At 44.5% G+C, this 24,501-nt stretch carries 22 protein-coding genes; 9 read left to right on the top strand and 13 right to left on the bottom strand.

Annotated features, from left to right (window positions below; genetic code table 11):
- Window positions 1-152 precede the first annotated feature (152 nt).
- From AC6H1S_RS08555 to bioD, 5 genes are read left to right on the top strand one after another with little or no spacing between them, the layout of a single operon-like run.
- A complete protein-coding gene (locus tag AC6H1S_RS08555) occupies window positions 153-1,715 on the top strand; it encodes a glycerol-3-phosphate dehydrogenase/oxidase (RefSeq protein WP_497566024.1) in 1,563 nt (520 codons plus the stop codon).
- Between the two features lie 38 nt (window positions 1,716-1,753).
- Window positions 1,754-3,250, top strand: coding sequence for a glycerol kinase GlpK (glpK, locus tag AC6H1S_RS08550; RefSeq protein WP_199140816.1), 1,497 nt, complete (start codon window positions 1,754-1,756; stop codon window positions 3,248-3,250).
- Between the two features lie 12 nt (window positions 3,251-3,262).
- Window positions 3,263-3,997 (top strand): MIP/aquaporin family protein, encoded by a 735-nt coding sequence (locus AC6H1S_RS08545; RefSeq protein ID WP_497565890.1) that lies wholly within the window; start codon window positions 3,263-3,265, stop codon window positions 3,995-3,997.
- Window positions 3,998-4,028: 31 nt separating this feature from the next.
- Window positions 4,029-5,153, top strand: a complete 1,125-nt coding sequence (locus AC6H1S_RS08540; RefSeq protein ID WP_497565889.1) for an aminotransferase class I/II-fold pyridoxal phosphate-dependent enzyme — start codon at window positions 4,029-4,031, stop codon at window positions 5,151-5,153.
- 1 nt (window position 5,154) lies between these two features.
- The gene (gene bioD, locus AC6H1S_RS08535; RefSeq protein WP_497565888.1) at window positions 5,155-5,766 is read left to right on the top strand and encodes a dethiobiotin synthase; all 612 of its coding nucleotides are present in this window, start codon (window positions 5,155-5,157) and stop codon (window positions 5,764-5,766) included.
- Between the two features lie 8 nt (window positions 5,767-5,774).
- On the opposite strand, the gene AC6H1S_RS08530 is transcribed toward bioD, so the two are convergent.
- From AC6H1S_RS08530 to AC6H1S_RS08485, 10 genes are all read right to left on the bottom strand, one after another.
- Window positions 5,775-6,860: a peptide-N-glycosidase F-related protein gene (locus AC6H1S_RS08530; protein WP_497565887.1), complete on the bottom strand. Its 1,086-nt coding sequence runs from the start codon at window positions 6,858-6,860 to the stop codon at window positions 5,775-5,777.
- Between the two features lie 69 nt (window positions 6,861-6,929).
- Window positions 6,930-7,274 carry a 50S ribosomal protein L20 gene (rplT, locus tag AC6H1S_RS08525; protein ID WP_330106755.1) on the bottom strand — a complete coding sequence of 115 codons (345 nt, stop codon included), beginning with the start codon at window positions 7,272-7,274 and terminating at the stop codon, window positions 6,930-6,932.
- A gap of 84 nt (window positions 7,275-7,358) precedes the next feature.
- On the bottom strand, window positions 7,359-7,559 hold the full coding sequence (gene rpmI / locus AC6H1S_RS08520; RefSeq protein ID WP_330106756.1) for a 50S ribosomal protein L35: 201 nt from the start codon (window positions 7,557-7,559) through the stop codon (window positions 7,359-7,361).
- 26 nt (window positions 7,560-7,585) lie between these two features.
- On the bottom strand, window positions 7,586-8,155 hold the full coding sequence (gene infC, locus AC6H1S_RS08515; RefSeq protein ID WP_199141184.1) for a translation initiation factor IF-3: 570 nt from the start codon (window positions 8,153-8,155) through the stop codon (window positions 7,586-7,588).
- A gap of 11 nt (window positions 8,156-8,166) precedes the next feature.
- Window positions 8,167-10,092 carry a threonine--tRNA ligase gene (gene thrS / locus AC6H1S_RS08510; RefSeq protein WP_497565886.1) on the bottom strand — a complete coding sequence of 642 codons (1,926 nt, stop codon included), beginning with the start codon at window positions 10,090-10,092 and terminating at the stop codon, window positions 8,167-8,169.
- A 120-nt stretch (window positions 10,093-10,212) separates the two neighbouring features.
- The gene (locus AC6H1S_RS08505) at window positions 10,213-11,334 is read right to left on the bottom strand and encodes an acyltransferase family protein (protein ID WP_497565885.1); all 1,122 of its coding nucleotides are present in this window, start codon (window positions 11,332-11,334) and stop codon (window positions 10,213-10,215) included.
- 170 nt (window positions 11,335-11,504) lie between these two features.
- Window positions 11,505-12,425 carry a hypothetical protein gene (locus AC6H1S_RS08500; protein ID WP_199141188.1) on the bottom strand — a complete coding sequence of 307 codons (921 nt, stop codon included), beginning with the start codon at window positions 12,423-12,425 and terminating at the stop codon, window positions 11,505-11,507.
- A 179-nt stretch (window positions 12,426-12,604) separates the two neighbouring features.
- The gene (locus AC6H1S_RS08495) at window positions 12,605-13,333 is read right to left on the bottom strand and encodes a (Fe-S)-binding protein (RefSeq protein ID WP_497565884.1); all 729 of its coding nucleotides are present in this window, start codon (window positions 13,331-13,333) and stop codon (window positions 12,605-12,607) included.
- A gap of 25 nt (window positions 13,334-13,358) precedes the next feature.
- A complete protein-coding gene (locus tag AC6H1S_RS08490) occupies window positions 13,359-14,696 on the bottom strand; it encodes an MFS transporter (RefSeq protein ID WP_199141190.1) in 1,338 nt (445 codons plus the stop codon).
- Between the two features lie 85 nt (window positions 14,697-14,781).
- Entirely contained in the window at window positions 14,782-16,674 is a 1,893-nt protein-coding gene (locus AC6H1S_RS08485) for a RecQ family ATP-dependent DNA helicase (RefSeq protein ID WP_497565883.1), read from the bottom strand.
- 76 nt (window positions 16,675-16,750) lie between these two features.
- Between AC6H1S_RS08485 and AC6H1S_RS08480 the strand changes: the two genes are divergently transcribed.
- Both AC6H1S_RS08480 and AC6H1S_RS08475 read left to right on the top strand, forming a co-directional pair.
- On the top strand, window positions 16,751-20,002 hold the full coding sequence (locus AC6H1S_RS08480; RefSeq protein ID WP_497565882.1) for an amidohydrolase family protein: 3,252 nt from the start codon (window positions 16,751-16,753) through the stop codon (window positions 20,000-20,002).
- 112 nt (window positions 20,003-20,114) lie between these two features.
- Window positions 20,115-20,576 (top strand): SRPBCC family protein, encoded by a 462-nt coding sequence (locus tag AC6H1S_RS08475; protein ID WP_497565881.1) that lies wholly within the window; start codon window positions 20,115-20,117, stop codon window positions 20,574-20,576.
- Window positions 20,577-20,625: 49 nt separating this feature from the next.
- On the opposite strand, the gene AC6H1S_RS08470 is transcribed toward AC6H1S_RS08475, so the two are convergent.
- Window positions 20,626-21,855 (bottom strand): BaiN/RdsA family NAD(P)/FAD-dependent oxidoreductase, encoded by a 1,230-nt coding sequence (locus AC6H1S_RS08470; RefSeq protein WP_497565880.1) that lies wholly within the window; start codon window positions 21,853-21,855, stop codon window positions 20,626-20,628.
- A gap of 17 nt (window positions 21,856-21,872) precedes the next feature.
- Between AC6H1S_RS08470 and AC6H1S_RS08465 the strand changes: the two genes are divergently transcribed.
- Complete coding sequence (locus AC6H1S_RS08465; RefSeq protein ID WP_199141194.1) at window positions 21,873-23,012, top strand: 5-(carboxyamino)imidazole ribonucleotide synthase; 1,140 nt, start codon at window positions 21,873-21,875, stop codon at window positions 23,010-23,012.
- A 69-nt stretch (window positions 23,013-23,081) separates the two neighbouring features.
- Complete coding sequence (purE, locus tag AC6H1S_RS08460) at window positions 23,082-23,576, top strand: 5-(carboxyamino)imidazole ribonucleotide mutase (protein ID WP_497565879.1); 495 nt, start codon at window positions 23,082-23,084, stop codon at window positions 23,574-23,576.
- Here the strand turns inward: purE and AC6H1S_RS08455 are convergent.
- Both AC6H1S_RS08455 and AC6H1S_RS08450 read right to left on the bottom strand, forming a co-directional pair.
- Entirely contained in the window at window positions 23,573-23,773 is a 201-nt protein-coding gene (locus AC6H1S_RS08455; protein ID WP_199141196.1) for a helix-turn-helix domain-containing protein, read from the bottom strand. The two genes, purE and AC6H1S_RS08455, sit on opposite strands and share 4 nt — an antisense overlap.
- A gap of 9 nt (window positions 23,774-23,782) precedes the next feature.
- Complete coding sequence (locus AC6H1S_RS08450; protein WP_497565878.1) at window positions 23,783-24,430, bottom strand: DUF2975 domain-containing protein; 648 nt, start codon at window positions 24,428-24,430, stop codon at window positions 23,783-23,785.
- Between the last annotated feature and the right edge of the window lie 71 nt (window positions 24,431-24,501).

The raw sequence follows: 24,501 nt of genomic DNA, 5'->3' as shown, positions 1-24,501 counted from the left end.
ATAAAGCTATTGTTATCCATTTGTTAATTTATATTTAACTTAAAAACAAGAACAGCAAAAGCCTTTAATTCAAAGCTTAATTATGGGATGGCCAATGTTAACATTAGCAAAAGCCTTATTGGTTGTTGTATTTATTGATTACATTTATCCTGATGCGCAAACCAGACTATTACCTTTTTGCCACCCAAATTGATTGGGACATCATCATTATTGGTGGTGGGGCAACCGGATTGGGCATTGCCGTTGATGCAGCCAATCGGGGCCTCCGAACCTTATTGGTTGAACAGGCCGATTTTGCCAAAGGCACGTCGAGCAGAAGCACCAAACTAGTACATGGTGGCGTAAGGTATTTGGCGCAAGGCGATATCGGATTGGTAAAACATGCCTTAAGAGAACGTGGCTTATTGGCCAAAAATGCAGCGCACCTGGTCCATAAAGAAGAATTCATCATTCCCTGTTATTCCTGGTGGTCGATACTTAAATATGGCATTGGCCTTACGCTATACGATTGGCTGGCCGGCAAACTGAGCTTTGGCAAATCGCGCTACAGACCCCAAAAAGAAATAAGCGCATTAATGCCCGGCATTAAAAGCAAAGGACTGAAGGGCGGCATCAGTTATTTCGATGGCAAATTCGACGATGCCCGTCTGGCCATTAACCTCATGCAAACTGCACAAGAACAAGGTGCCATGCTCATCAATTACATGCAGGTTACCCGGCTCCTCAAAAATGGCGATACCGTTTGTGGCGTTGAAGTAAAAGATGCGCTGTCTGATGGTCGCTATAATTTCGGCGCAAAATGCGTAATCAATGCTACCGGTATCTTTGTCGATGACATTTTAAAACTCAACAACCCAAATGCGGCTCAAATGGTACGTCCGAGCCAAGGCGTACACCTGGTGCTTAAAAGGGAGTTCTTAAACAGCAGCTATGCTTTAATGATACCCAAAACCAGCGACAAAAGGGTACTTTTTGCCGTACCTTGGCATGAACATCTATTGGTTGGCACCACCGACACCCCCATTGAAGAACATAGCCTCGAACCTAGGGCCTTACAACAGGAAATAGATTTTATTTTGAACAATGCGAGTGCCTATTTTGAGAACGAGCCTACCACCAGCGATATCCTGAGCGTATTTTCTGGCCTTAGACCCCTGGCTGCCCCAGCTAAAGCGGGGAAAAATAGCACCAAAGAAATTAGTCGCGACCATAAATTAGTAGTTTCTGCCAAAGGCTTGCTCACTATTACTGGTGGCAAATGGACTACTTACCGCAAAATGGCCGAAGACACCGTAAACCTGGCCATCGGCGAAATGGGCCTTGCCCCTCGCCCCTGCGCTACCCAGCATTTGCCCATACACGGCAATAGCCAGGCCACAGGCAACGATTATCTCAATACCTACGGCACAGACCGCAAGCATATCGAAGATTTGTGCCTGCAAAGACCAGCGCTGTTGGTACTTTTGCATCCAAGTTTCCCCTATATGGCAGCAGAAGTAATCTGGGCGGTACGGAGCGAAATGGCATTGACGGTAGAAGATGTGCTGAGCAGAAGATTGAGGGTGCTATTTATCGATGCCAAGGCCGCTATTGAAATGAGTACGCTAGTAGCTGGACTGATGGCTGCTGAATTAGGCCTCGATAAAAAATGGGAAGCAGACCAAATCGAAAAATTTAATAAATTAGCTAATGGCTATGTTTATCAAGGTCAATAAATACTTGACGAACTAAAACCTTAACCAAATATATACTTATGGGCAACTATGTGTTAGCGCTCGACCAAGGAACAACGAGTTCGAGAGCCATTGTATTTAACCGCAGTGGCGAAATCGTATCTATTGCGCAAAAAGAATTCAAGCAGATTTATCCCGAAGCTGGATGGGTTGAACACGATCCGCTCGAGATATGGTCTACCCAATTGGCCGTTGCGGCCGAAGCCATCGTCAAAGCCGGATTAACGGCCAAAGACATTGATGCCATCGGCATCACCAACCAGAGGGAAACTACCGTGGTTTGGGACCGGGCAACCGGCCAGCCGATATACAATGCCATTGTTTGGCAAGACAGGCGCACTTCGGCCTATTGCGACGAAATCAAAAGCAAAGGCTTGGCCAAATCCTTACAAGATAAAACCGGACTGATTATCGACTCCTACTTTTCGGCTACCAAAGCCCGATGGATTTTACAAAACGTACCAGGGGCAACAGCAAAAGCAGCCAAGGGAGAATTGGCCTTTGGCACCATAGATACTTGGTTAATATGGAAGCTAACCAACGGAGCAACCCACGTAACCGACGTAAGTAATGCCTCTCGAACGCTGCTTTACAACATCCACACCTTAACATGGGACGAGGAGTTGCTTGAGCTTTTTGGCATTCCAAGCTCCATGCTGCCCGAAGTAAAGTCATCAAGCGAAATATATGGCGAAACCGCCGGACAAATACTGGCAGCCAAAATACCGATTGCGGGCATAGCCGGCGACCAGCAAGCCGCTTTGTTCGGACAGATGTGCATTGAGCCAGGCATGGTCAAGAACACCTACGGTACCGGATGCTTTATGCTGATGAACATCGGAAAAACACCAAAAATATCGACCAATAATTTGTTAACCACTATTGCCTGGAAACTGAATGGCGAAGTTTATTATGCCTTAGAAGGCAGTATTTTTATTGCTGGCGCTGTTGTACAATGGTTAAGGGATGAGCTGGGCTTCATTTCCAAATCGGCGGATGTAGAAAAACTGGCCGCCAAGGTAAAAGATACGCAGGGCGTATACATCGTGCCTGCTTTTGCGGGTTTGGGAGCTCCTCATTGGGATCAACATGCACGCGGCACCATAACCGGACTAACCAGGGGTACCAATAAATCGCATATAGCCAGGGCGGCTTTAGAAAGCATCGCCTATCAAACCATGGATGTACTCAAGGCCATGGAAAGCGATGCGGGTGTCGGCATTGCCGAATTAAGGGTTGACGGCGGCGCTACGGCCAACAATCTCCTAATGCAGTTTCAGGCTGATGTACTGGACTGCAAGGTCATTAGGCCCAAAATTACCGAAGTAACGGCCATTGGGGCTGCCTACCTGGCTGGCTTGGCCACCGGATTTTGGGAAAGTGTAGCACAAATCAAATCGCAGTGGCAGATAGACCAGACCTTTACCGCTACCGAAGGGCTTGACAACACCGCAAAAATCAAAGGCTGGAACCGCGCCATCAAAGCGGCCAAAATTAACGCTATCGAAAACGACTAAAAACATAAACAAATGTCACCATATCTTGCAGAATTTATAGGAACCGCCATCATGATCCTTTTGGGAAACGGCGTAGTGGCCAATGTGGTCCTTAAAGGCACCAAGGGCAACAGCAGTGGCTGGATCGTTATTACCACCGCCTGGGCGTTGGCCGTTTTTGTAGCCGTGGTAGTTGCCGCGCCATACAGCGGCGCACACCTCAACCCCATCGTAACCTTGGGCGCGGCCATTGCTCACAAATTCGCCTGGAATTTGGTTCCGTATTATGTATTGTCGCAAATTGCAGGAGCCATGCTGGGTTCGTTTTTGGTGTGGCTGATGTACAAAGACCATTTTGATGCTACCGACGATCCAGGCTTAAAGGCCGCTCCCTTTGCCACGGCACCAGCCATCAGAAACAACATGTCGAACCTTCTTTCTGAGGTAATCGGAACTTTCGTGTTGATTTTTGTGATTTTTTATTTTACCGATCCAAGCTTTGGCAAGCCTGAACTCACCACCATCGGTATGGGATCTATGGGCGCTATTCCGGTTGCTTTTCTGGTTTGGGTAATCGGTTTATCTTTGGGAGGCACAACTGGTTATGCCATTAACCCGGCCCGCGATTTAGGTCCGCGCCTTATTCATAGCCTCATCCCCATGAAAGGCAAAGGCAGCAGCGATTGGAGCTACGCTTGGGTACCGATTATAGGTCCGGCTATCGGTTCTACCCTGGCAGCCTTACTTTATTTGGCATTAAAAGCATAGAAATACGGCACATTGCTTATTTTTGAAACCAATGAGCAAAGCCCATTCATTTTTGGAACAACGGTTAAAAGAACGAAGCGAAAAGGGGCTATGGCGTTCGCTAAAGCACGAAAATTCGCTGGTAGACTTTTCTTCTAACGATTATTTGGGTTTTGCGCACTCGGCAGCCTTGCATCAATACATCAATGCAGAAACCAAACGCATTGCGCCAGGCCTAAACGGTTCTGGAGGTTCACGCCTGTTAAGTGGCAATTATGCCTACACCGAAGCAACAGAAAGCTGGATCGCCAGTTTCCATCAGGCCGAGGCCGGATTGATTTTCAATTCGGGTTACGATGCCAATATAGGCTTGCTGTCTGCTATTCCACAGCGTGGCGATACCATTATAACCGACGAACTTATTCATGCCAGCTTAATCGATGGATCGAGACTGAGCTTGGCCAACCGTTTTAAGTTTGGGCACAACAACATCAACGAACTCGAACAAAAGCTAAAACAGGCTACAGGAAACATCTATGTCGTGGTAGAAAGCATCTATTCGATGGATGGCGATGCAGCACCACTAAAAGACATGAGCGAGCTCTGCCAAAAATATGGAGCCAACTTGATTGTCGACGAAGCGCATGCTACCGGCATATTCGGGCCAAGCGGAGAAGGATTGGTGGTGCAGCTAGGCCTGCAAAATGCTGTTTTTGCTCGGATTGTTACTTTTGGCAAAGCCATTGGCATGCACGGCGCTATCATTTTAGGATCGGCAGTGTTGCGCAATTACCTTATTAATTTTGCCCGCTCTTTCATTTATACCACCGCTATGCCTTTGCACAATATCATCGCCATATGCTGTGCCTACGAGTGGCTGACGAAGGAAAAATATACTGAACAAATACATCAAAGAATAGATTCATATAACCTATTAATCAACAAGTTAAATATCAAACATATTCAAAGTACAAGTGCCATTCAAACCCTCCTTTTCAATAACAATAGCGAAGCTAAAAATGCAGCTTTGCAACTGCAGGAAAAAGGATTTGATGTGAGGCCTATCTTAAGTCCAACGGTACCCGCAGGCCAAGAAAGGCTCAGGATTTGTTTACATACCTATAATACGGAAGCTGAAATTACCGCTTTGGTTCAGCAGCTTAAAGAACTGATTTAAAATGTCGAATAAATATTTTATAACCGGAATTGGAACCGGAATTGGAAAAACCATTACCAGCGCAGTAATTACCGAGAAACTACAAGCCGATTACTGGAAACCCATCCAGTCGGGCGATTTGGAGCAAAGCGACAGTCTGGCCATTCAAAGCCTGATCAGCAACCACCAAACCGTTATCCATCCCGAAACCTATCGGCTTACCCAGCCCCTTTCGCCACATTTGTCGGCAAAGTTGGATGGTATTGCCCTCGAGCTCGACAAAATCGTACTTCCTGCTACCGAAAATACATTAATTGTAGAAGGCGCCGGTGGCTTAATGGTACCGTTAAACGACAAGCACCTGATTGTAGACCTGATTAAACACCTTGAGTTGGAAGTGATTTTGGTATCGCAAAACTATCTGGGTAGCATTAATCATACCTTGCTCAGCATCAACATCTTAAAGCAGTACCAGATTCCGGTAAAAGGCCTTGTATTTAATGGCGTAACTAACCCAGAAAGCGAAACCTACATTTTAACCTATAGCCAGCTTCCTTGCCTGGGGCATATTCCCTTGCTACAGAATCCCGACAAAACGACCATTGCAAAGGCTGGCGAAGGCTTAACCCTATAACAGGTTTCTTACCTGCCCAGCGCGTAGGCCGAAAAAGGGATATAGCCTTCCTTGTTCTCGAACTTTGCATCAGGAACTACAAGTTGCAAACGGTGTTCGCCTTTCGGCAACTTATCGAGCTTGATTTTGCGCAAAGGAATAACAGCACCAGGGCACCAGTTAGAAAATTTCTGCCACTGCTCATCGGTTTTAGGTGTTTTACCATAAATCCCATTCGATTGTGTATTGTATTGCCTGTAAGGCTCACAGGTGTTTTCGCCAGGGATATACTTCAGTTGCAACACATTATCTACATAAATGTAATGTACTCTCCTGTTGTATTCTTCTCCATTTTTATTCGCGCCGTGATTGGAAGAAATGATAAAAAACTCTACGTCTTTGAGGTTTTTCTCGGTTTTAAAAGTATAGGTCCGGGTGGTTTTGCCTAAGCTATCCGTGGCTTTGTAATTATTAAGCGAATCGCTGTAGGCAATCGGGATCAGCTGATAAGCCGTTTTTGATTTCTCCCTGCCAGCTTTGATGTCAAAATAAAGATTGCCTATAAACACATCATTTCTGCCTTCGCATCCCTTCACCTGCTTCTGCGCTGCATAAGGCACGCCGAAAACATTCATCTGGATATAAAAATCGTATTGGTTTGCAAGAGACTTATTGCCAACTATCTTGCCAATAGCAGAGGCATCCCATAAATAAGGCCTAACATTAGGTTGTTTGTTCATGTCCATAAACGGCGTAATGTAGCGACCAATTTCTATACGTTTGGCTACAGCCGGATAGTTTTTGCCTTTTTCGATCAATAGCAAGGCTACATTGGCAATGCGGTCGTAATTGTCGCAGGCGGCTTTCAGGTCTACCTGCATTTTAACCCCTCCATTTGTCAACAAGGCTATCTCCTTGTCGTTGAGCTTTCTGGTGTAGGAAGTATTGCTGCGATAGATGCCCTCTTCCACTTTTAAAGGAACCAATTGCGCATAGCCGTCGTAATACACGATGTTATCGAATACGGTCAGTCTTAAGCTATCGCGTTCGACTGCCTTTAACGAGTTGGCTGAGATCAGGCAGAGTGCCAGGAAGGTAAAAAAATAATTTTTCATAGTGCACGAATATAAAACAAAAAAAGCCCCGATAAAACCGGGGCTCTCTTTTTTCGATATCGAAATATCTTATTTTACTGCATCAATGATAGCTTTGAAAGCATCTTTGTGGTTCATGGCTAAGTCAGCTAAAACTTTACGGTTCAAACCGATGTTTTTAGCGGCCAATTTACCAATCAATTGAGAGTAAGATACACCGTGCTCACGAGCTCCAGCGTTGATACGTTGGATCCATAGGCTACGGAATTCTCTTTTCTTAACTTTACGGTCGCGGTAAGCATATTGCAAACCTTTTTCTACCGTGTTTTTGGCAATGGTGAATACCTTGCTTCTTGATCCCCAATAGCCTTTGGCCATATTAAGGACTTTTTTTCTTCTGCGTCTAGACGCTACTGCGTTTACCGAACGTGGCATAATGTGTTGTTTTTGATAAGCGGTGTTGCGTTTTGCCTATTGGCGCAGCAATCTTACAACCGACGTACCTGGTTAAAAATTTAATTACTTACCGATACAAAGCATACGTTTAACGTTGCCCATATCAGCGTCATTTACCATACTAGTATGGCCTAAGTTACGCTTACGTTTCGTGCTCATTTTGGTTAAAATGTGGCTTTTGTAGGCGTTCTTTCTTGCGATTTTACCGGTTCCAGTAAGCGAGAAACGCTTTTTGGCACTGGAATTGGTCTTCATTTTTGGCATAACCCTGTTTTAATTTATATAATTTATTACTTCTTTGCTACTTTAGGCGCTAATGTTAAAAACATACGCTTTCCTTCTAATTTAGGCAACAATTCTACCTTACCCACTTCTTCTAAAGCCTGTGCGAACTTCAACAATAAAATCTCGCCTTGTTCTTTGTAAACAATGGCCCTGCCTTTAAAGTGTACGTAAGCCCTTACTTTTTCGCCATTTTCTAAAAAGCCGATGGCGTGCTTTAGCTTAAATTGAAAATCGTGGTCGTTGGTATTCGGTCCGAAACGAATTTCTTTAATAACGGTTTGTTTGGCATTGGCCTTGATTTCCTTCTGTTTTTTCTTTTGCTCGTAAATGAACTTGCTATAGTCGATGATACGACAAACAGGAGGAACTGCATTAGGAGAAATCTCTACCAAATCAAGCTCTAGCTCATCGGCTAATGCTAATGCTTTTGACAGGGGATAAATCCCTGGCTCCACATTATCTCCAGCCAGCCTAACTTCTTGAGCCCTAATGTGCTCATTGATATTGTGTTCTGCTTCTTTTTTCTTAAAAGGAGGACGTGGTCCCCTATTAAATCCTGGTCTACCTAATGCCAAATGTCTGTTCTTTAAACTGTTATTTCTTTAATTATTAATGCGCTAAATTCTGCCAAAGTCATTTCGCCCAAATCTCCCTCGCCGTGCTTGCGTACCGAAACCTTTCCTTCCGCCAGCTCTTTTTCGCCGATTATCAGCATATAAGGCAACTTTTTAACTTCAGCATCTCTGATTTTCCTTCCGATTTTCTCGTCTCGAAAGTCTATCAGCCCGCGAATATCGGAATTATTTAATTCATCTGAAACTTTTTTTGCATATTCTTCATACTTTTCTGAGATCGGAAGAATAATATATTGTTCAGGAGAAAGCCATAACGGGAAGTTTCCGGCGCAGTGCTCGATGAGTACGGCTACGAAACGTTCGAGTGAACCAAATGGCGCACGGTGGATCATAACCGGACGGTGTTTCATGTTGTCGCTGCCAGTATATTCCAGCTCGAAACGCTCTGGCAAATTGTAATCAACCTGGATCGTACCCAATTGCCATTTACGGCCAAGGGCGTCCTTCACCATGAAATCGAGTTTGGGGCCATAGAAAGCGGCTTCGCCCAATTCTACTACGGTTGGCAGGCCTTTTTCTGCAGCGGCTTCTACAATCGCCGCCTCGGCTAATTTCCAATTCTCGTCAGAGCCGATGTATTTGGTTTTGTTCTCTGGATCGCGTAGCGAAATCTGCGCAACATAATCGCTAAAGCCTAATGATTTGAATACGTGCAGCACCAAATCGATTACCTTCATAAACTCTTCCTTTACCTGATCTGGCCTGCAGAACAAGTGTGCATCGTCTTGGGTAAAGCCACGTACACGGGTCAAGCCATGCAACTCGCCGCTTTGCTCGTAACGATATACGGTACCGAACTCGGCAAAACGAACCGGAAGGTCTTTGTACGAGCGAGGCTTGAATTTATAGAGTTCGCAATGGTGCGGACAATTCATAGGTTTTAAGAAGAACTCCTCTCCTTCTTGTGGCGTTTTAATCGGCTGGAAACTGTCTTTGCCATATTTCTCATAGTGGCCAGAAGTTACATAAAGGTTTTTATGGCCAATATGCGGTGTTACCACTTGTTCGTAACCATGTTTAGCCTGGGCTTTGGCCAAGAAATTAACCAATCGCTCGCGCAAGGCAGTGCCTTTAGGCAGCCACATGGGCAAACCCATGCCTACTTTTTCAGAAAAAGTAAACAATTCGAGTTCTTTGCCCAACTTGCGGTGGTCTCTTTTCTTCGCTTCTTCAATCATATGAAGATAGTCGGTCAGCTCGCTGGCCTTTGGAAAAGTTACGCCATAAATACGGGTCAGCTGTTTTTTGTTTTCGTCGCCACGCCAGTAAGCGCCGGCCACATTCATCAGTTTAACCGCTTTGATAAAACCAGTATTCGGGATATGTGGTCCACGGCATAAATCGGTAAAATGGCCTTGGGTATAGAAAGTGATTTTTCCGTCTTCCAGGCCATCGATCAAGTCGAGCTTGTACTCGTCGCCTTTTTCGGTAAAGTATTCAATCGCATTGGCTTTGCTCACGCTCTTTCTTTCAAAAACCTCTTTTTGCTTGGCTAATTCGAGCATTTTAGCTTCAATTTCCTTGAAATCGTCTGAAGAAAAGTCGCGGTCGCCAAAATCTACATCGTAATAAAAACCGGTTTCTATAGCCGGGCCGATACCAAATTTGGTTCCCGGATAAAGCGCTTCCAAGGCTTCGGCCATCAAGTGAGCCGATGAGTGCCAAAAAGTAGATTTGCCGGCAGTATCGTTCCAGGTGAGCAATTTCACGCTAGAATCGATTTCGATGGGTCTCGAGGAGTCCCAAACTTCTCCGTTCACTTCTGCAGCTAAAACGTTTCTGGCGAGGCCTTCTGAAATAGATAAGGCGATTTGATGGGCAGTTGTACCCTGCTCATACTGACGGACAGAGCCGTCAGGTAAAGTAATGTTAATCATCTACAACTATGATTTAAAAGTTAAAAAAATTGTTCTATCAATCACTTACTACGTGATTTTCATCTCAACTGCAAAAATAGGAAAATTACTTGGTTATCTGAAATAAATTCGGTTGTAGCCCTATCGTTCAGCCCGCTGGATGCCGCTATGGCTTTGGGCATTGACCATTCTTTTCTTGAAATAATTGCGCAACGGCTCGTCTATATAAACCATAATCAAGTAGGCAATTACGATTAAAAGAACCACCGAAACCGGAATTACCACCGACAATAGCGACATGCTGGGCTTTACTGTCGCCACGTAGGTTAAAAATATCCATACAAAAGGGTAATGCGTCATGTAAAGCGGGTAGGAAATCTCTCCAGAAAACCTGCAGATTTTTTTGAAGCGATCGGCCAAAGTTGCTCCGGCGCCCAACGACACCAGCAACGGAAAGTACAAAAGCACGATAACAGGCTCTACTACCCAATTGTACTTGTCGGAATAAGGGAACAGGAAACTGAGCACCAGCATCAAGCCGATGCTTACAAAGCCCAATTTGTTTTTGATTATCCAGTTGCACCTGTAAATGAGCATCCCCATTAAAAAGGAAAAGAAAACCCTGGCACCGCCATCGGCAAAATTTGGTCCGCCCCAACCTCCGGCTATATTTCCCGATTTGCTGGCTACGTAACAGATTACCACCGCTGCCAAAACCGTAAGTACCATCAATGATTTGTTCTTTAGCCTATACAGCACAAAAATATAGAGGATATTGGCAATATATTCCCAAAAAAGCGACCAAGCTGGTGCATTGAGGTTAAACAAGTTGAAATAGCGCTCCTTCACAATCGGATAAGGAATGAGAAAAACAGAAGCTAAAAACAATAATAGAGTTTTGCCCAATCCATAAACGCCAAACAAATCGCTAAAAGGATCGAAAAGAAAGGTCAGCAAGCCCAATATCGAACCTATAACAACCAAAGGATGCAAACGGATGAGCCTCAGTTTAAAAAATTGCTTAAAGCCCAGTTGTTCGGCCCGGTTGTCATAGGCATAGGCGATAACGAAGCCGGAAAGGCAGAAGAAGAAATCGACAGCGAGATAGCCGTGGCCGATAAAATTCTGGCTGTAATCGGTAATGGCAATCTCCATAAAGTGAAAAATCACCACTGCTACGGCGGCTATTCCCCTTAGGCCGTCTAAAATCTGAAAATGTTGTTTTGTTTTTAAGAGTTCGGGCGGGTTGTTTAAGCTAGTCATTAGGTTTCATGGGTAAATGTGCACCCAATAATAACCATTTGTCCCCTAGCTTCAAAAAAAAGAGGCATTAGCAAGCTTTTTTGCACGTAAAATAATTGATGGGTTCCCTAAAACAAAAAAGCCTCCAGAAAAATCCGGAGGCTCAAAACTATTTATATAGGAAGTAAAGTCTAGTTAATTACGATGTTTCTAACTTGCCCAGCTGGTGCCGCGCCGCCTTGACGGCCTTGACCACCGCTAAACCTTTTCATCATGGCTTCCATTTTTGCCTTATACTGTTCGGCAGTAATCGGCAATGCTTTTTTAGGAGCCGTAACATCCTTATTGCTTACGCCTCTGTATTCAATGCTTTTGGCCAAGGTGCTGTTGCCTTTATTTTCGATGGCTAGTACCGCACCTTCTGTCCATAAATTAGGGTTTGGCGAGAAATTAAAACCAAGCTCGTTGGTATACCATAGAGCGGTTTCGTCAACAATGTCTCTTTCTACGTCGAGCACTTTAGCTTTACGGATTGTTTTTACGATAACCTTGTTGCAGTTGAAGCCCAAAATCTTTTTGGTTTCGTCGCTTTTAACGATTTCCTGCGTTGGAGGAACCGGCAAAAACTGTACGGCGCTACTGCTAGCTGTACCATTGGCATTATTGTTTTGCCTGTTGCCCATGTTAAAGTTTTGGTTGCCCAAAGCTACAGTTAGTTTGCTAGGCATGGCGTAGGTTGTATCCTGCAAATCGAAAACTTCGGTCAGTTTTTGATCGGCAAAAGTGTAATAGTATTCTCTTGCGCCACCGGCGCCACCAAAACGCATCATCATACGGCCCATGCCACCACCGCCTCCGCCACCGTTGCTGTCTTCGGTATCTTCAACAGGCATATAGCTGGCATTGGTTGCCGTAAACAGCAGTTCGAAATTGGTTTTTACTGCTTTGGGCATACGCGCCTTCATTTCCTCACTTAATTGGATGCCATTGGCCGAAGCCATAGCCGCAGGATCTAAAGTGGTTTCAAACTGTATCGCACCAGATTTTTTTTGTGCCTGAGCTGTTAAAGCAAGGGTAAACAAGCCAACAAAGGCAATCAGAATCTTTTTCATTTAATATATTTTTTGCTCTTATTTATACTACAAATTTATCGTTGTTTTTAGACAAATAGTGTTAAAAAAAGTTAATTTCTTTAAAACATCTCTGTTACAAGTCCGAAGCCTAAAGACCAAAGGATTTGAGAATCTATCGCTGCGAAAGACGCAGCGCAGTATCGGACAGCACAATTAAACTAATAATCCAGCCAGCCATTGGCCAGTACATCGGCAATGTGCATCGTTTTTAGTGAAATGTTGTTTTTCTGGATATAGCCATCCAAGTGCATCAGGCACGACAGGTCGGTAGAAATGATGTAGTCGGCTTCCATTTCGAGCGCATTGTTTACCTTTTGCTCGGCCATAGCCGATGAAATGGCATCGAACTTAACAGCAAAGGTACCGCCAAAGCCACAGCACATGTCGGTATCTTTCATTTCGAGCATTTCGAGGCCATGGACTTTAGCCAAAAGCTGTCTTGGTTCTGCTTTGATCTTGCACTCGCGCAGGCCGCTGCACGAATCGTGGTAAACGGCCCTGCCTTCCAGTTCGGCTCCAAAATAATCGCGTTTAAGCACATTAATCAGAAAATCAGACAGCTCGAAAATATTCGACTGCATGTTGCGGCATTTGTTGTGCACCATGGTATTGGTAAACAAGTCGTTAAAGCCGTTCTTAACCATGCCTACACAGGAGGCCGATGGCGCCACGATGTAATTGGTTTCGGAAAAATCGTTCAAAAACTTATTGCCGATTTCTTTGGCCTGCTCCCAATAGCCGGCATTATAGGCGGGTTGGCCACAGCAGGTCTGTTTGGTATTGTAGGATACTTCACAGCCGGCTTTTTCTAATATTTTAACAGTATTAAAGGCAGTTTCGGGATATAATTGATCAACAAAACACGGTATAAATAGCTCTATCTTCATTTAGGTAGTTGATGTGACAAATTCCCTACTCAACTGCAGCTACAGATTTCGGTTCTACTCTTTTTAAGGAAAGCAAAAATAGCAATCCTAAAATAAAAAATACGGTTAAAGCGATAACAGAATTTCTCATGCTGCCGCTTGCCTCTTCAATATAGCCAAAACTGAACATGCCGAATACCAAGGCCACCTTTTCGGTTACATCGTAAAAACTGAAAAAAGAAGTATGATCAGGGCTCTCTTGGGGCAGGAATTTAGAGTAGGTAGAACGCGAGAGCGATTGTATGCCACCCATGATCAATCCAATAACCGCTGCCAATGCGTAGAACTGGATTTCGGTATGGATAAAATAGGCCGCTATGCACGAGCCGATCCAGATAACTACCACGCCAATCAATACATTGACGTTGCCAAATTTTCTAGTAGAGAGATACGACATGAGCATGGCACCCGGAATGGCAACCAATTGCAGGATCAAGATGGTGGCAATGAGCTTTGAGGTGGGCAGGTGGAGTTCTTTTTCGCCAAAAATGGTGGCTACCAGCATTACGGTCTGCACGCCCATCGAATAAAAAAAGAATGAAAACAAAAAGCGCTTTAAATAGGCCATCTGTTTTACCTGACCCCATACTTTTTTCAATTCTTTAAAGCCACTGGTCATTACATTCTGTTTCTCTGCTTTAAAATTCGGGCTTCCCTTTGGCAATTTGCTAAATGGAATCTGTGCAAAGAGCATCCACCAGATTCCCACCATTAAAAACGACAGCCGTGCCGGAATAGAAGCATCAACGATACCAAACCAGCCCGGCTTGAAAACAAAAACGAAACAAATAACCTGTAAAATGATACTGCCGATATAGCCATAGGTAAAACCTTTGGCACTTACGCTGTCCTGCTGGTCAACCGACGCAATTTCTGGCAAATAGGAATTGTAAAACACCAAACTGCCCCAAAAGCCAATGGCCGCCAGCACAAACATGATTACGCTAAAATTGAGCGTATTGACACCGGTTTCCTTGTTGATTTCGAAGAAGAACAAGCCGCAACAAGCCAAGCCTCCCAAGTAGGTAAACAGCTGCATAAATATTTTCTTGTTGCCCCGGGTATCGGCGATAGAAGAAAGAATTGGCGAAAGGATCGCGATGACCAGAAAGGCAAAAGCCATGGCATAGCTGTACAGGGCAGAGTTTACAAACCGTTTTCCGAAAAATGTGACATAATCTATCGTGTCGTTATTTTTATCGGAAGTGATCACCGTGTAATAGGCCGGGAAAATGGTAGAGGTAATGACCAAGTTATAAGCAGAGTTGGCCCAATCGAAAAAGGCCCAAGAGCGGATAACTTTCTTATCGTTTTTTGCTTGCATAATTAGCGCTAAAAGTAATAAAAAATATTATTTGTTCATCAGGTCAATGCTTCGTTAGCCATAAGTTGACCCAACTGTAAACACCTCACAGGTAATACTTCCTGCCATCGCCCTTAATTTTGCCGGCATCGAGCAGTTCCCTGATGCGATCTATGCGCGCTGTGGGCGTCCCCGTTTTTACTTCCTGCACCAACTCGTCGAGGCTGTACGATTCGACCTGCAACAGCGTAACAATTTCAAAATCAATCTGGTCGTTCAGTTGCGCCGCTTCTTCGCGTTTCCTTTCGGCCAGGCAGATGTCGCAAAACCCACATTTTTCGGCATTGGTCTCGCCAAAGTAATGCAACAGTTGCTGGCTTCGGCAGGTTTGGGTAATAGCATAGGCCAGCACCGCATTAATTTGCTCCATTTGCAGCTGCTGGCGTTGCTTAATATACTTTACATCAACCGTTAGGTGGTACTGATCGGCCCTTGGCAAAATAAATTGCAGCTGTGGCTGGTCTGTTTGCGGCAGATACGATATAATTTCTAATTGTTGCAGGCGCTCCAAGTGCTTCACTACATCGTTGAAAGATATTTTTAAACGGTTAGACAAATCCGATTCCTTAATCTTCACATAGTTATCGAATGCACCGCCGTACGAACGCTGGATGGTTTTGATAAAAGAATCGTAACCCGAATTTTCGATCTGGAAACGATAAACGTCTTCATGGCTTGCCGTAAACATCAAACGCGACTGCAGGTATACGTTTTCGGAAACAGCAATATAGCCGTCGTGCTCCAAAAATTTTAATGCCGCCAAGGTATTGATCACATTGAGGCTGAATTTACGGCAAAAATCGGCCACGTCGAAGCCAAAGCTCAGCCCCTCGCCTGCCCCAAATGCCAACTGGTAATAGCTGCCCAAATAATGGTAAACTTTTTTGATTTCTGCTACCGTTGGGTAAGATTCGGCATATTTGGCCTTTAACATCAGCTGGTCTGATTGATTGGCCAGCAACACGGCATAGGCTCTTTGCTCATCGCGACCAGCCCGGCCAGCTTCCTGATAGTAAGCTTCCAAACTATCGGGCAGATCTAAATGCACCACAAAACGCACATTGGCCTTATCTACCCCCATCCCAAAAGCATTGGTAGCTACCATCACCCTGATTTGGCCCTTTTTCCAATCATCCTGTTTTTTAAAGCGCAGGTCTCTTTCTACACCTGCATGGTAAAAATCGGCTGTTACGCCATTACGTTGCAAAAAAAGGGCAACTTCGGTGGTTTCCCTGCGGTTGCGCACATAAACCAAGCCCGAACCTTTTACATTCTTTATAATCTCCAACAGTTTTTTATGCTTGTCGTCAACATCAAAAACCACATAACTCAGGTTGCTGCGTGCAAAACTCTTCACAAAAACCTGCGGATTTTTTAATTCCAGTTTTTGTACAATGTCTTCCCTTACCAAAGGCGTTGCAGTGGCGGTAAGTGCCAGTATGGGCTTATCAGGATGGATTTCGCGCAACTTAGCCAATTGCATGTAGGAAGGCCTAAAATCGTAGCCCCATTGCGAAATACAATGTGCCTCGTCTATGGCAATCAGGTTTACGTTCATGTAGGCAATACGGTCGCGTACAATTTGCGACAGCAGGCGTTCGGGCGAGAGATAGAGGAATTTAATCGGTCCGAAAATGCAGTTGTCCAGCAGCATATCGATTTCGCGTTTGCCCATGCCTGCATAAATGGCAATGGCCTGGATGCCTTTGGCCTTGAGGTTTTCTACCTGGTCTTTCATCAGGGCCACCAAAGGCGAAACCACAATGCATATTCCCTCCATAGCCATGGCCGGCACCTGAAAGCATATAGATTTGCCCCCACCCGTTGGCAACAGGGCCAAGGTATCTTGCTGGCTTAAAACTGATTGGATGATTTCGTATTGGAGTGGACGAAAGGCATCAAAACCCCAATATTTCTTTAATATCTCCGCTTCTATCATAAAAAGGTGTTTTCAAAACTATAAAAACGGACTGATATTATTAAATTGCGCGTTCAATTATTAGCAATCTGATCCGATGAGAAAATCCTTACTCTTTTTAAGCTGCCTTTTCGCTACAACTTCATTAATAGCACAAGATAAGAAAGAAACGGCCAAATGGGACGTAGAAAAATACAAGGGACAAACCAAAAGCTTCAGTATCAATACCAACGAAGGCACCTGGATGAACCTGGATGTAAGTCCTGATGGCAAAGAAATCGTTTTCGACCTCTTAGGCGATATCTACACCATTCCCATTACCGGTGGTCCCGCTAAGTTGTTGAGCGGTGGCATTGCCTGGGATGTACAGCCAAGGTTCAGTCCTAACGGCAAATACATTTCGTATACCAGCGATAAAAGCGGTGGCGATAACATTTGGATCATGGATCGTGATGGCAGCAACAAAAAGCAGCTAACCAAAGAAACATTCAGGTTGCTGAACAACGCCACTTGGATGCCTAATAGCGAATACCTCATTGCCCGCAAGCATTTTACCGGAACACGCTCCCTAGGAGCTGGCGAAATGTGGATGTACAGCATTTATGGTGGCGACGGCATTCAGCTCACCAAAAGAAAAAACGACCAGCAGGATGCCGGCGAGCCTAATGTTTCGCCCGATGGTCGCTATCTTTATTTTAGCGAAGATGTATCGCCCGGACCAAATTTTGAATACAGCAAAGACCCTAATGGCTTGATTTATGCCATTAGGCAGCTGGACATGAGCACGGGCAAGCTCAGCAACCTCATTGCCGAACAGGGAGGCTCGGCACGTCCGCAGATCTCGCCCGATGGCAAACTGATGGCCTATGTAAAACGGGTTCGACTGAAGTCGGTGCTTTATATCCAAAACATCAAAACTGGCGAAGAATGGCCTTTATATGAAGACTTAACGCACGACCAGCAGGAAACCTGGGCTATTTTTGGCGTTTACCCCAACTTTGCCTGGACCCCAGATGCAAAACGCCTTGTTTTTTATGCCAAAGGAAAAATCAAACAGATAGACCTGAGCAATTTATACGTAAGCGATATTCCGTTTGAGGTAAACAGCAACCAAACCGTACAAGAATCACTGCACTTCGAAAACCAGGTTTTTTCGCCAGAATTTACCTCAAAAATGATCCGGCAGCTCACTACTTCGCCCGATGGCAAAATGGTGGTATTCAATGCGGCTGGCTATCTGTATAAAAAAGAACTGCCAAATGGTGCACCAGAACGACTAACCAACGGCATCGACTTCGAATTTGAACCGGAATTTAGCCCCGACGGCAAGTTTGTGATTTATACCACCTGGAGCGACGAATTTAAGGGCGCCATTAAGCGTACCGACCTCAAAACAGGCAAAACCGTTTCTCTAACCGACGAGAAAGGCTATTATTACTCGCCATCTTACGCCAACAAAGGCGACAAAATTGTTTTTAGAAAAGGCGTGGGCAATGAAACCCTGGGGCTTACTTATGGCAAGAACACCGGGATTTTTATCATGTCGGCCAATGGCGGACCCAAGACCCTGATCAGCGAAAACGGCATCAAACCCATGTTCAGCAGCGACGATAGCCGGATTTATTTTCAAGGTTACGAGGCCGGCAAAAAAGCCTTCAAAAGCATGGATTTGAATGGTGGCAATGAAAGAACACATTACACCTCGCAATATGCAACGCAGTTTGCACCAAGTCCGGATGGCAAATGGATGGCCTTTACAGAGCTTTTCAATGCCTACATTACGCCAATGGTGACTACCGGGTCGGCTTTAGACCTATCGGCTAGCAACAAAACCATTCCTTTAACCCGCGTAACCAAAGATGCAGGCACTTACCTGCATTGGAGTGCCGATAGCAAAAAGCTTTTTTGGACATTAGGCGAACAATATTACAGCCGTGAAATCAAGAATGCTTTCACTTTTGTAGAAGGCGCACCGCAAACACTGCCAGCGCTCGATACCGTCGGAATTTCAATTGGATTAAGGTTGAAAACCGACATACCAACGGGAAGTTTGGCTTTAAAAGGTGCTCGTATCATTACCATGAAAGGCGACGAAGTGATTGAAGAAGGCACCATCCTGCTCGAAAACAACAAAATTGTAGCCATTGGCAAAATGGCCGATGTAAATGTGCCAGCCAATGCCAAAGTGGTTGATGTAACAGGCAAAACCATTATGCCAGGAATGATCGATGTGCATGCCCACCTGCGCACCAGTCCCGATGGTATTAGTCCGCAACAAGACTGGTCTTACTTGGCCAACCTCGCCTTTGGCGTAACCACCTCGCACGACCCATCAAGCAATACTGAAATGGTTTTTAGCCAAAGCGAAATGCTAAAAGCCGGCCGCATGATTGGTCCGCGCCTATACTCTACAGGCTCGATCCTGTATGGTGCCGAAGGCGATTTCAAAGTAGTGATCAACAGTTTGGACGATGCCTTGGCGCACCTGAGAAGGCTGAAGGCCGTTGGCGCTTTTTCGGTAAAATCGTACAACCAGCCCAGAAGAGAGCAACGTCAGCAGATTTTAGAAGCCGCGCGCCAGTTAAAAATGGAAGTGGTACCCGAGGGCGGTTCTACGTTCTTTACCAATATGAACATGATTGGCGATGGCCATACCGGTATAGAACACAGTATTCCGGTAGCTCCGGTTTATAAAGACGTAGTTTCGTTTTGGAACAATACCAACGTAGCCTACACCCCTACGCTCATTGTAGCTTATGGTGGCCAATGGGGCGAAAACTATTGGTACGACAGAACCAATGTTTGGGAAAACGAAAGACTGCTTAATTTTACACCACGTGCCATTATCGATGCCCGCTCGAGAAGAAGGACCACATCAGAATACGGAGATTACGGACATATTGAAGTATCGAAAGCGGTGAAACAAATTGCTGATGGCGGCACCAAGGTTAACCTGGGGGCACATGGCCAAATCCAAGGCTTGGGTGCACATTGGGAACTGTGGATGCTGGTACAGGGAGGCATGAGCCCATTGCAGGCTATTCGCTGCGCTACACTAAACGGCGCTTCCTATTTAGGCATGAACAAGGAAATAGGTTCGTTGGAAGTAGGCAAACTGGCCGATTTGATCGTGATGGATTCCAATCCGTTAGACGACATCAGGAACTCTGAAAAAATAAAATACGTGATGGTTAACGGCCGTTTGTACGACAGCATGACCATGAACGAAACCGGAAGCAGGGAAAAAGTACGCTCCAAACTATGGTTCGAACTGGATAAAGGCGTAGCGTTTTCTATTCCTTACAAAGCGTCTGACACCTGGACTTTTACCGTACCGCACTGCGATTAATGTTCTAATCTAAGATGTGGGCATGCTTTCTCTGGAGCAGTTTAAATACAGCCACAAGATCAACAGATTAGAAACAATCGTTGATCTTGTGGCTGTTTATATCTTGCACTGAATGAAAAAAGTTACTGAAATTATACTTAGCACTTCGATCAATGCTCCTCTACAGGTAGTATTCGATTGCGCGCGAAGCGTTGACATCCATCAATTATCTACGGCAAAAACCAATGAAAAGGCAGTTGCAGGAAGAACAGGTGGCTTATGCGAGCTTGGCGACGAGGTAACTTGGCGCGCAAAACATTTCGGCATCTATCAAACCCTAAGCTCTAAAATAACCCAATTTAATGCCCCTTTCCACTTCCAGGATTGCATGCTAAAAGGCGCTTTTACCTACATGAAGCATGACCATTTTTTTGAAGAGAAAGATGGTGTATGCGTTATGAAAGATGTATTTTGCTATGGTGTGCCTTATGGGGTTTTAGGGAAAATATTTAATAATCTGGTGCTCAAAAAATACATGATTGATTTGTTGGAAACCAGAAATCGAGTGATTAAGGAGTTTGCTGAGTTCAATTAAAAATATAGCCAGAACCTATTAAACCTTAAACAGCAAGACAAAAACTTCCTTAAATATTTTGTGCAATCACAAAGCCACTGGCCCAGGCCCACTGAAAGTTATAGCCTCCCAGCCAACCGGTTACGTCTACGCATTCGCCACCAAAATAAAGGCCTGGTATTTTTTTGCACTCGAGCGTTTTAGAAGAAAGTTCATTGGTATCAATCCCACCACGCATCACCTCGGCCTTGTCATAGCCTTTATCGCCGGCGGGTTTTACCTTAAACTGGTGAATGGTTTGTTTGATGCTTTCCATTTCCCCCTTGCTCAAATCGGCCACCGGCTTGCCCAAAGGCAGGAACTTGCCTAGAGCATCGGTAAATTTCTTGGCATAAAAACGGTTCAGCAAAGTAGAAAGCAAGGTTTTACCATTGCTTTTCCGCTCCTCTTCAATCAAGTCCAATATATCTTCGCGAGGCAACAAATCGATATTGAGGCTTTCGCCTCGTCGCCAGTAGCTCGAAATCTGCAGAATAGCCGGCCCGCTTAATCCCCAATGTGTAAACAAGATGTTTTCTTCGAAGGCCATCCGGTCGTTGCTGACTTCGCAAAACACCGAATTACCCGAAAGTTGCGCATACCAATCCTCGTCCTTGCCGGTAATGGTTAAGGGTACCAATGCCGGTGCGGTTTCGATGATGGCCAGTCCGTTGTTTTTGGCAAAACGCAGGGCAAAATCAGTAGCACCCATTTTCGGGATAGGCAATCCCCCACTGGCCATTACCACTTTAGGAGCTGTACAGCTTTTGAGCTGATCGCCATTGACATAGCTCACTTTAAATCCATCAACGGTTTGTTCAATGGATTTAACCTCGGCATTGCACCTGATTTCCTGTTCCATGGCTGCGCAAAGCGATGTAAAAACCGCTACAACATCCTTGGCTTTTTTGCCATCGGGAAAAAGCTGGCCCAAAGTTTTTTCCTGACCAACAATACCATAGGTTTCGAAAAAACCAATGGTATCTTCTACCGTCCATTGGCTAAATGCCGATTTGAGAAAATGCGGATTGGCTGTAATAAACTGGTTTTCGGTAGTCCACTGGTTGGTAAAATTGCATCTTCCCCCACCCGAAATCAGTATTTTGGCGCCTGGCTGACTATTTTTTTCGAGCAATAACACTTTCTTGCCCAGAAAACCAGCCTGTACCGCACACATCAAGCCGCAGGCACCGGCGCCAATAATTATCGCATCTGCATCCATCAATTGGTTAATATTGTTATTTTTGTGCAAAATAAGCATAAATTTACATTTCGATAATGGCAAAACAGATAAGCGAGCTGAAATTAGGAATATTGGGCGGCGGGCAGTTAGGTAGAATGCTGATACAAGAAGCTATCAATTACAATTTGGCAACCTTGGTTTTAGACCCAGATGCCGATGCTCCCTGCAAAAACATAGCAAACAAGTTTGAATGTGGCTCTATTACCGACTTCGACACCGTTTACAATTTTGGCAAGAAAGCCGATGTCATCACCATTGAAATCGAAAAGGTAAACATCGATGCGCTTGAACAGCTCGAGAAAGAAGGCAAACTGGTTTATCCGCAATCACGGGTTATCCGTTTGATCCAGGACAAAGGCGTACAAAAGCAGTTTTTTAAGGAAAACGACATCCCTACCGCTCCTTTTCAGCTGGTTAATTCGCGGGAGGAAATGAGCAACAGCAACTTTAGCTTTCCTTACATTTTGAAGCAGCGCAGAGACGGTTACGACGGCAAGGGGGTGATGAAAATCAACAGCCAAGCCGACTTGGAAAATGCTTTTGAAGCACCGTCATTGATTGAAGAACTGGTAGATTTTGACAAGGAAATTGCGGTAATCGTGGCCAGAAATGCCAACGGCGATATGAAAACCTTTCCCCTGGTAGAAATGGAATTTAATGCCGAAGCCAATTTGGTCGAATTTCTGATTTCGCCATCCACTTATCCAGAAAATATTCTGGAAAAAGCAGAGAAAATTGCCATCAATATTGCATCGGCTCTCAATATTACAGGGATATTGGCAGTAGAGATGTTTGTAACCAAAGATGGCGAAATTTTGGTCAACGAATTGGCACCAAGGCCGCACAACAGCGGGCACCAAACCATAGAAGGCAATTATGTTTCGCAGTTTGAGCAACACTTAAGGGCTATCTTTAATCTGCCTTTAGGCGATACCCGCTCCATCAGCAATGCGGTTATGATTAACTTATTGGGCGAAAAGGGCCACGAAGGCGTAGCCAAATACGATGGCTTGGAGAAAATTATGGCCATAGATGGCGTATATGTACATCTATATGGCAAAAAATACACCAAGCCATTCCGTAAAATGGGCCATGTTACCGTCATAGACCAAAACCGCGAACATGCCATTGAAAAGGCAAGATACGTACAGCAAACGTTAAAAGTAGTGTCGTAAAGCGTACACACTTTGATCCAAACGCAAAACAATAAGAAAATTAAAGTATAAAGGAAAAACAGAACAAACATGAACACAGTAAAAGTAGGGATTATCATGGGCAGCAAATCGGACCTGCCTGTCATGCAAGACGCCGCCGACATCTGCAAGCACTTTGGGGTTGATTTCGAAATTACCGTGGTTTCTGCACACCGCACGCCTGATCGCATGTTTACCTATGCCAAAGAAGCCGCGCAAAGAGGCCTCAAGGTTATTATCGCCGGTGCCGGCGGCGCAGCCCATCTGCCTGGCATGGTAGCTTCTATTACCACACTTCCAGTAATTGGCGTACCCGTAAAATCATCAAATTCTATTGATGGCTGGGATTCAATCCTTTCTATCCTGCAGATGCCCAACGGCATACCTGTAGCAACGGTTGCCTTAAATGCTGCCAAAAATGCTGGATTGCTTGCTGTTCAAATCCTATCCACTGCCGACGAAACTTTAGCACAACAGATGCAGGCCTACAAGGATGATCTGCGCAAAAAGGTAGAAGAAAGCGCCGAATCTATGGAGAAATATTAATCGATATCAATAATATCTCCTGGCTTACAATCCAACACCCTGCAAATTGCCTCCAAAGTATCGAATCTAACTCCCTTTGCCTTTCCGGTTTTTAAGATGGAGAGGTTTACAATGGTTAGGCCTACTTTTTCCGACAGCTCGGTTAAGGACATTTTTCTTTTGGCCAACATCACGTCAAGATTAATAATTATAGGCATGATCGATAATTAGACAAATGATTCGTTTTCTTTTTTCATGTCGACTCCAATTTTAAAAACCCAGGAAAAAGCCATCAGTGCCAAACCAATAATGGTTTCGCTCGTCAGCAAATTCTCGCCGTTGCTCAATGTATAGTTAGAATCGTTGAGGTGCAACGCGTTAATGCAATTCAAGAAAAACTCCTGACTAATCCATCGCGAAATGGGCAGGCTTATTAAAATCAAACTCGATGCCATGATGGCCCAGGCATTTTGTTGGGTAAATACTTCATCTTTTCTAAATGACCTGAACAGCCTTTGGGCAAAAAAGATGGCCACGCCTATCAGTAACCAATACGCAAAAATCGACACCTGAAATAAAATGGAAGGAAAAGAAAATAACTCGGCATAGCTCACAAATCTCAGGTGTACAAGCCCCCTATTCGTGTTTTGGACAACAACCTGATCGTTGAACCACGATTTCAGGTAATCTTCAGAATCGGTTTCTTTATGTTTGCTTTCGAGCTTGACCTGATAAACCTTGTAGCTCTTGACGGCACGACTGGATTTTGGCGATGAATTAAAAAGCTGCACGATAAAAAATACAATATAGAGAATCAGCGCAAAAGTGGCCAAGCCATCCAAGGCTTGTATGACTTTATTTTCAGAAAGTTTCATATTAACATTTAAATACGAAACAAATATAAAAATAGATTAAAACAAAACAACTATTATTTATCGTTTTATTT

This window comes from Pedobacter sp. TM02 (assembly GCF_059705275.1).
The sequence above is the reverse complement of the archived record's forward strand: the minus strand, read 5'-3'. Positions and strand labels throughout refer to the sequence as shown.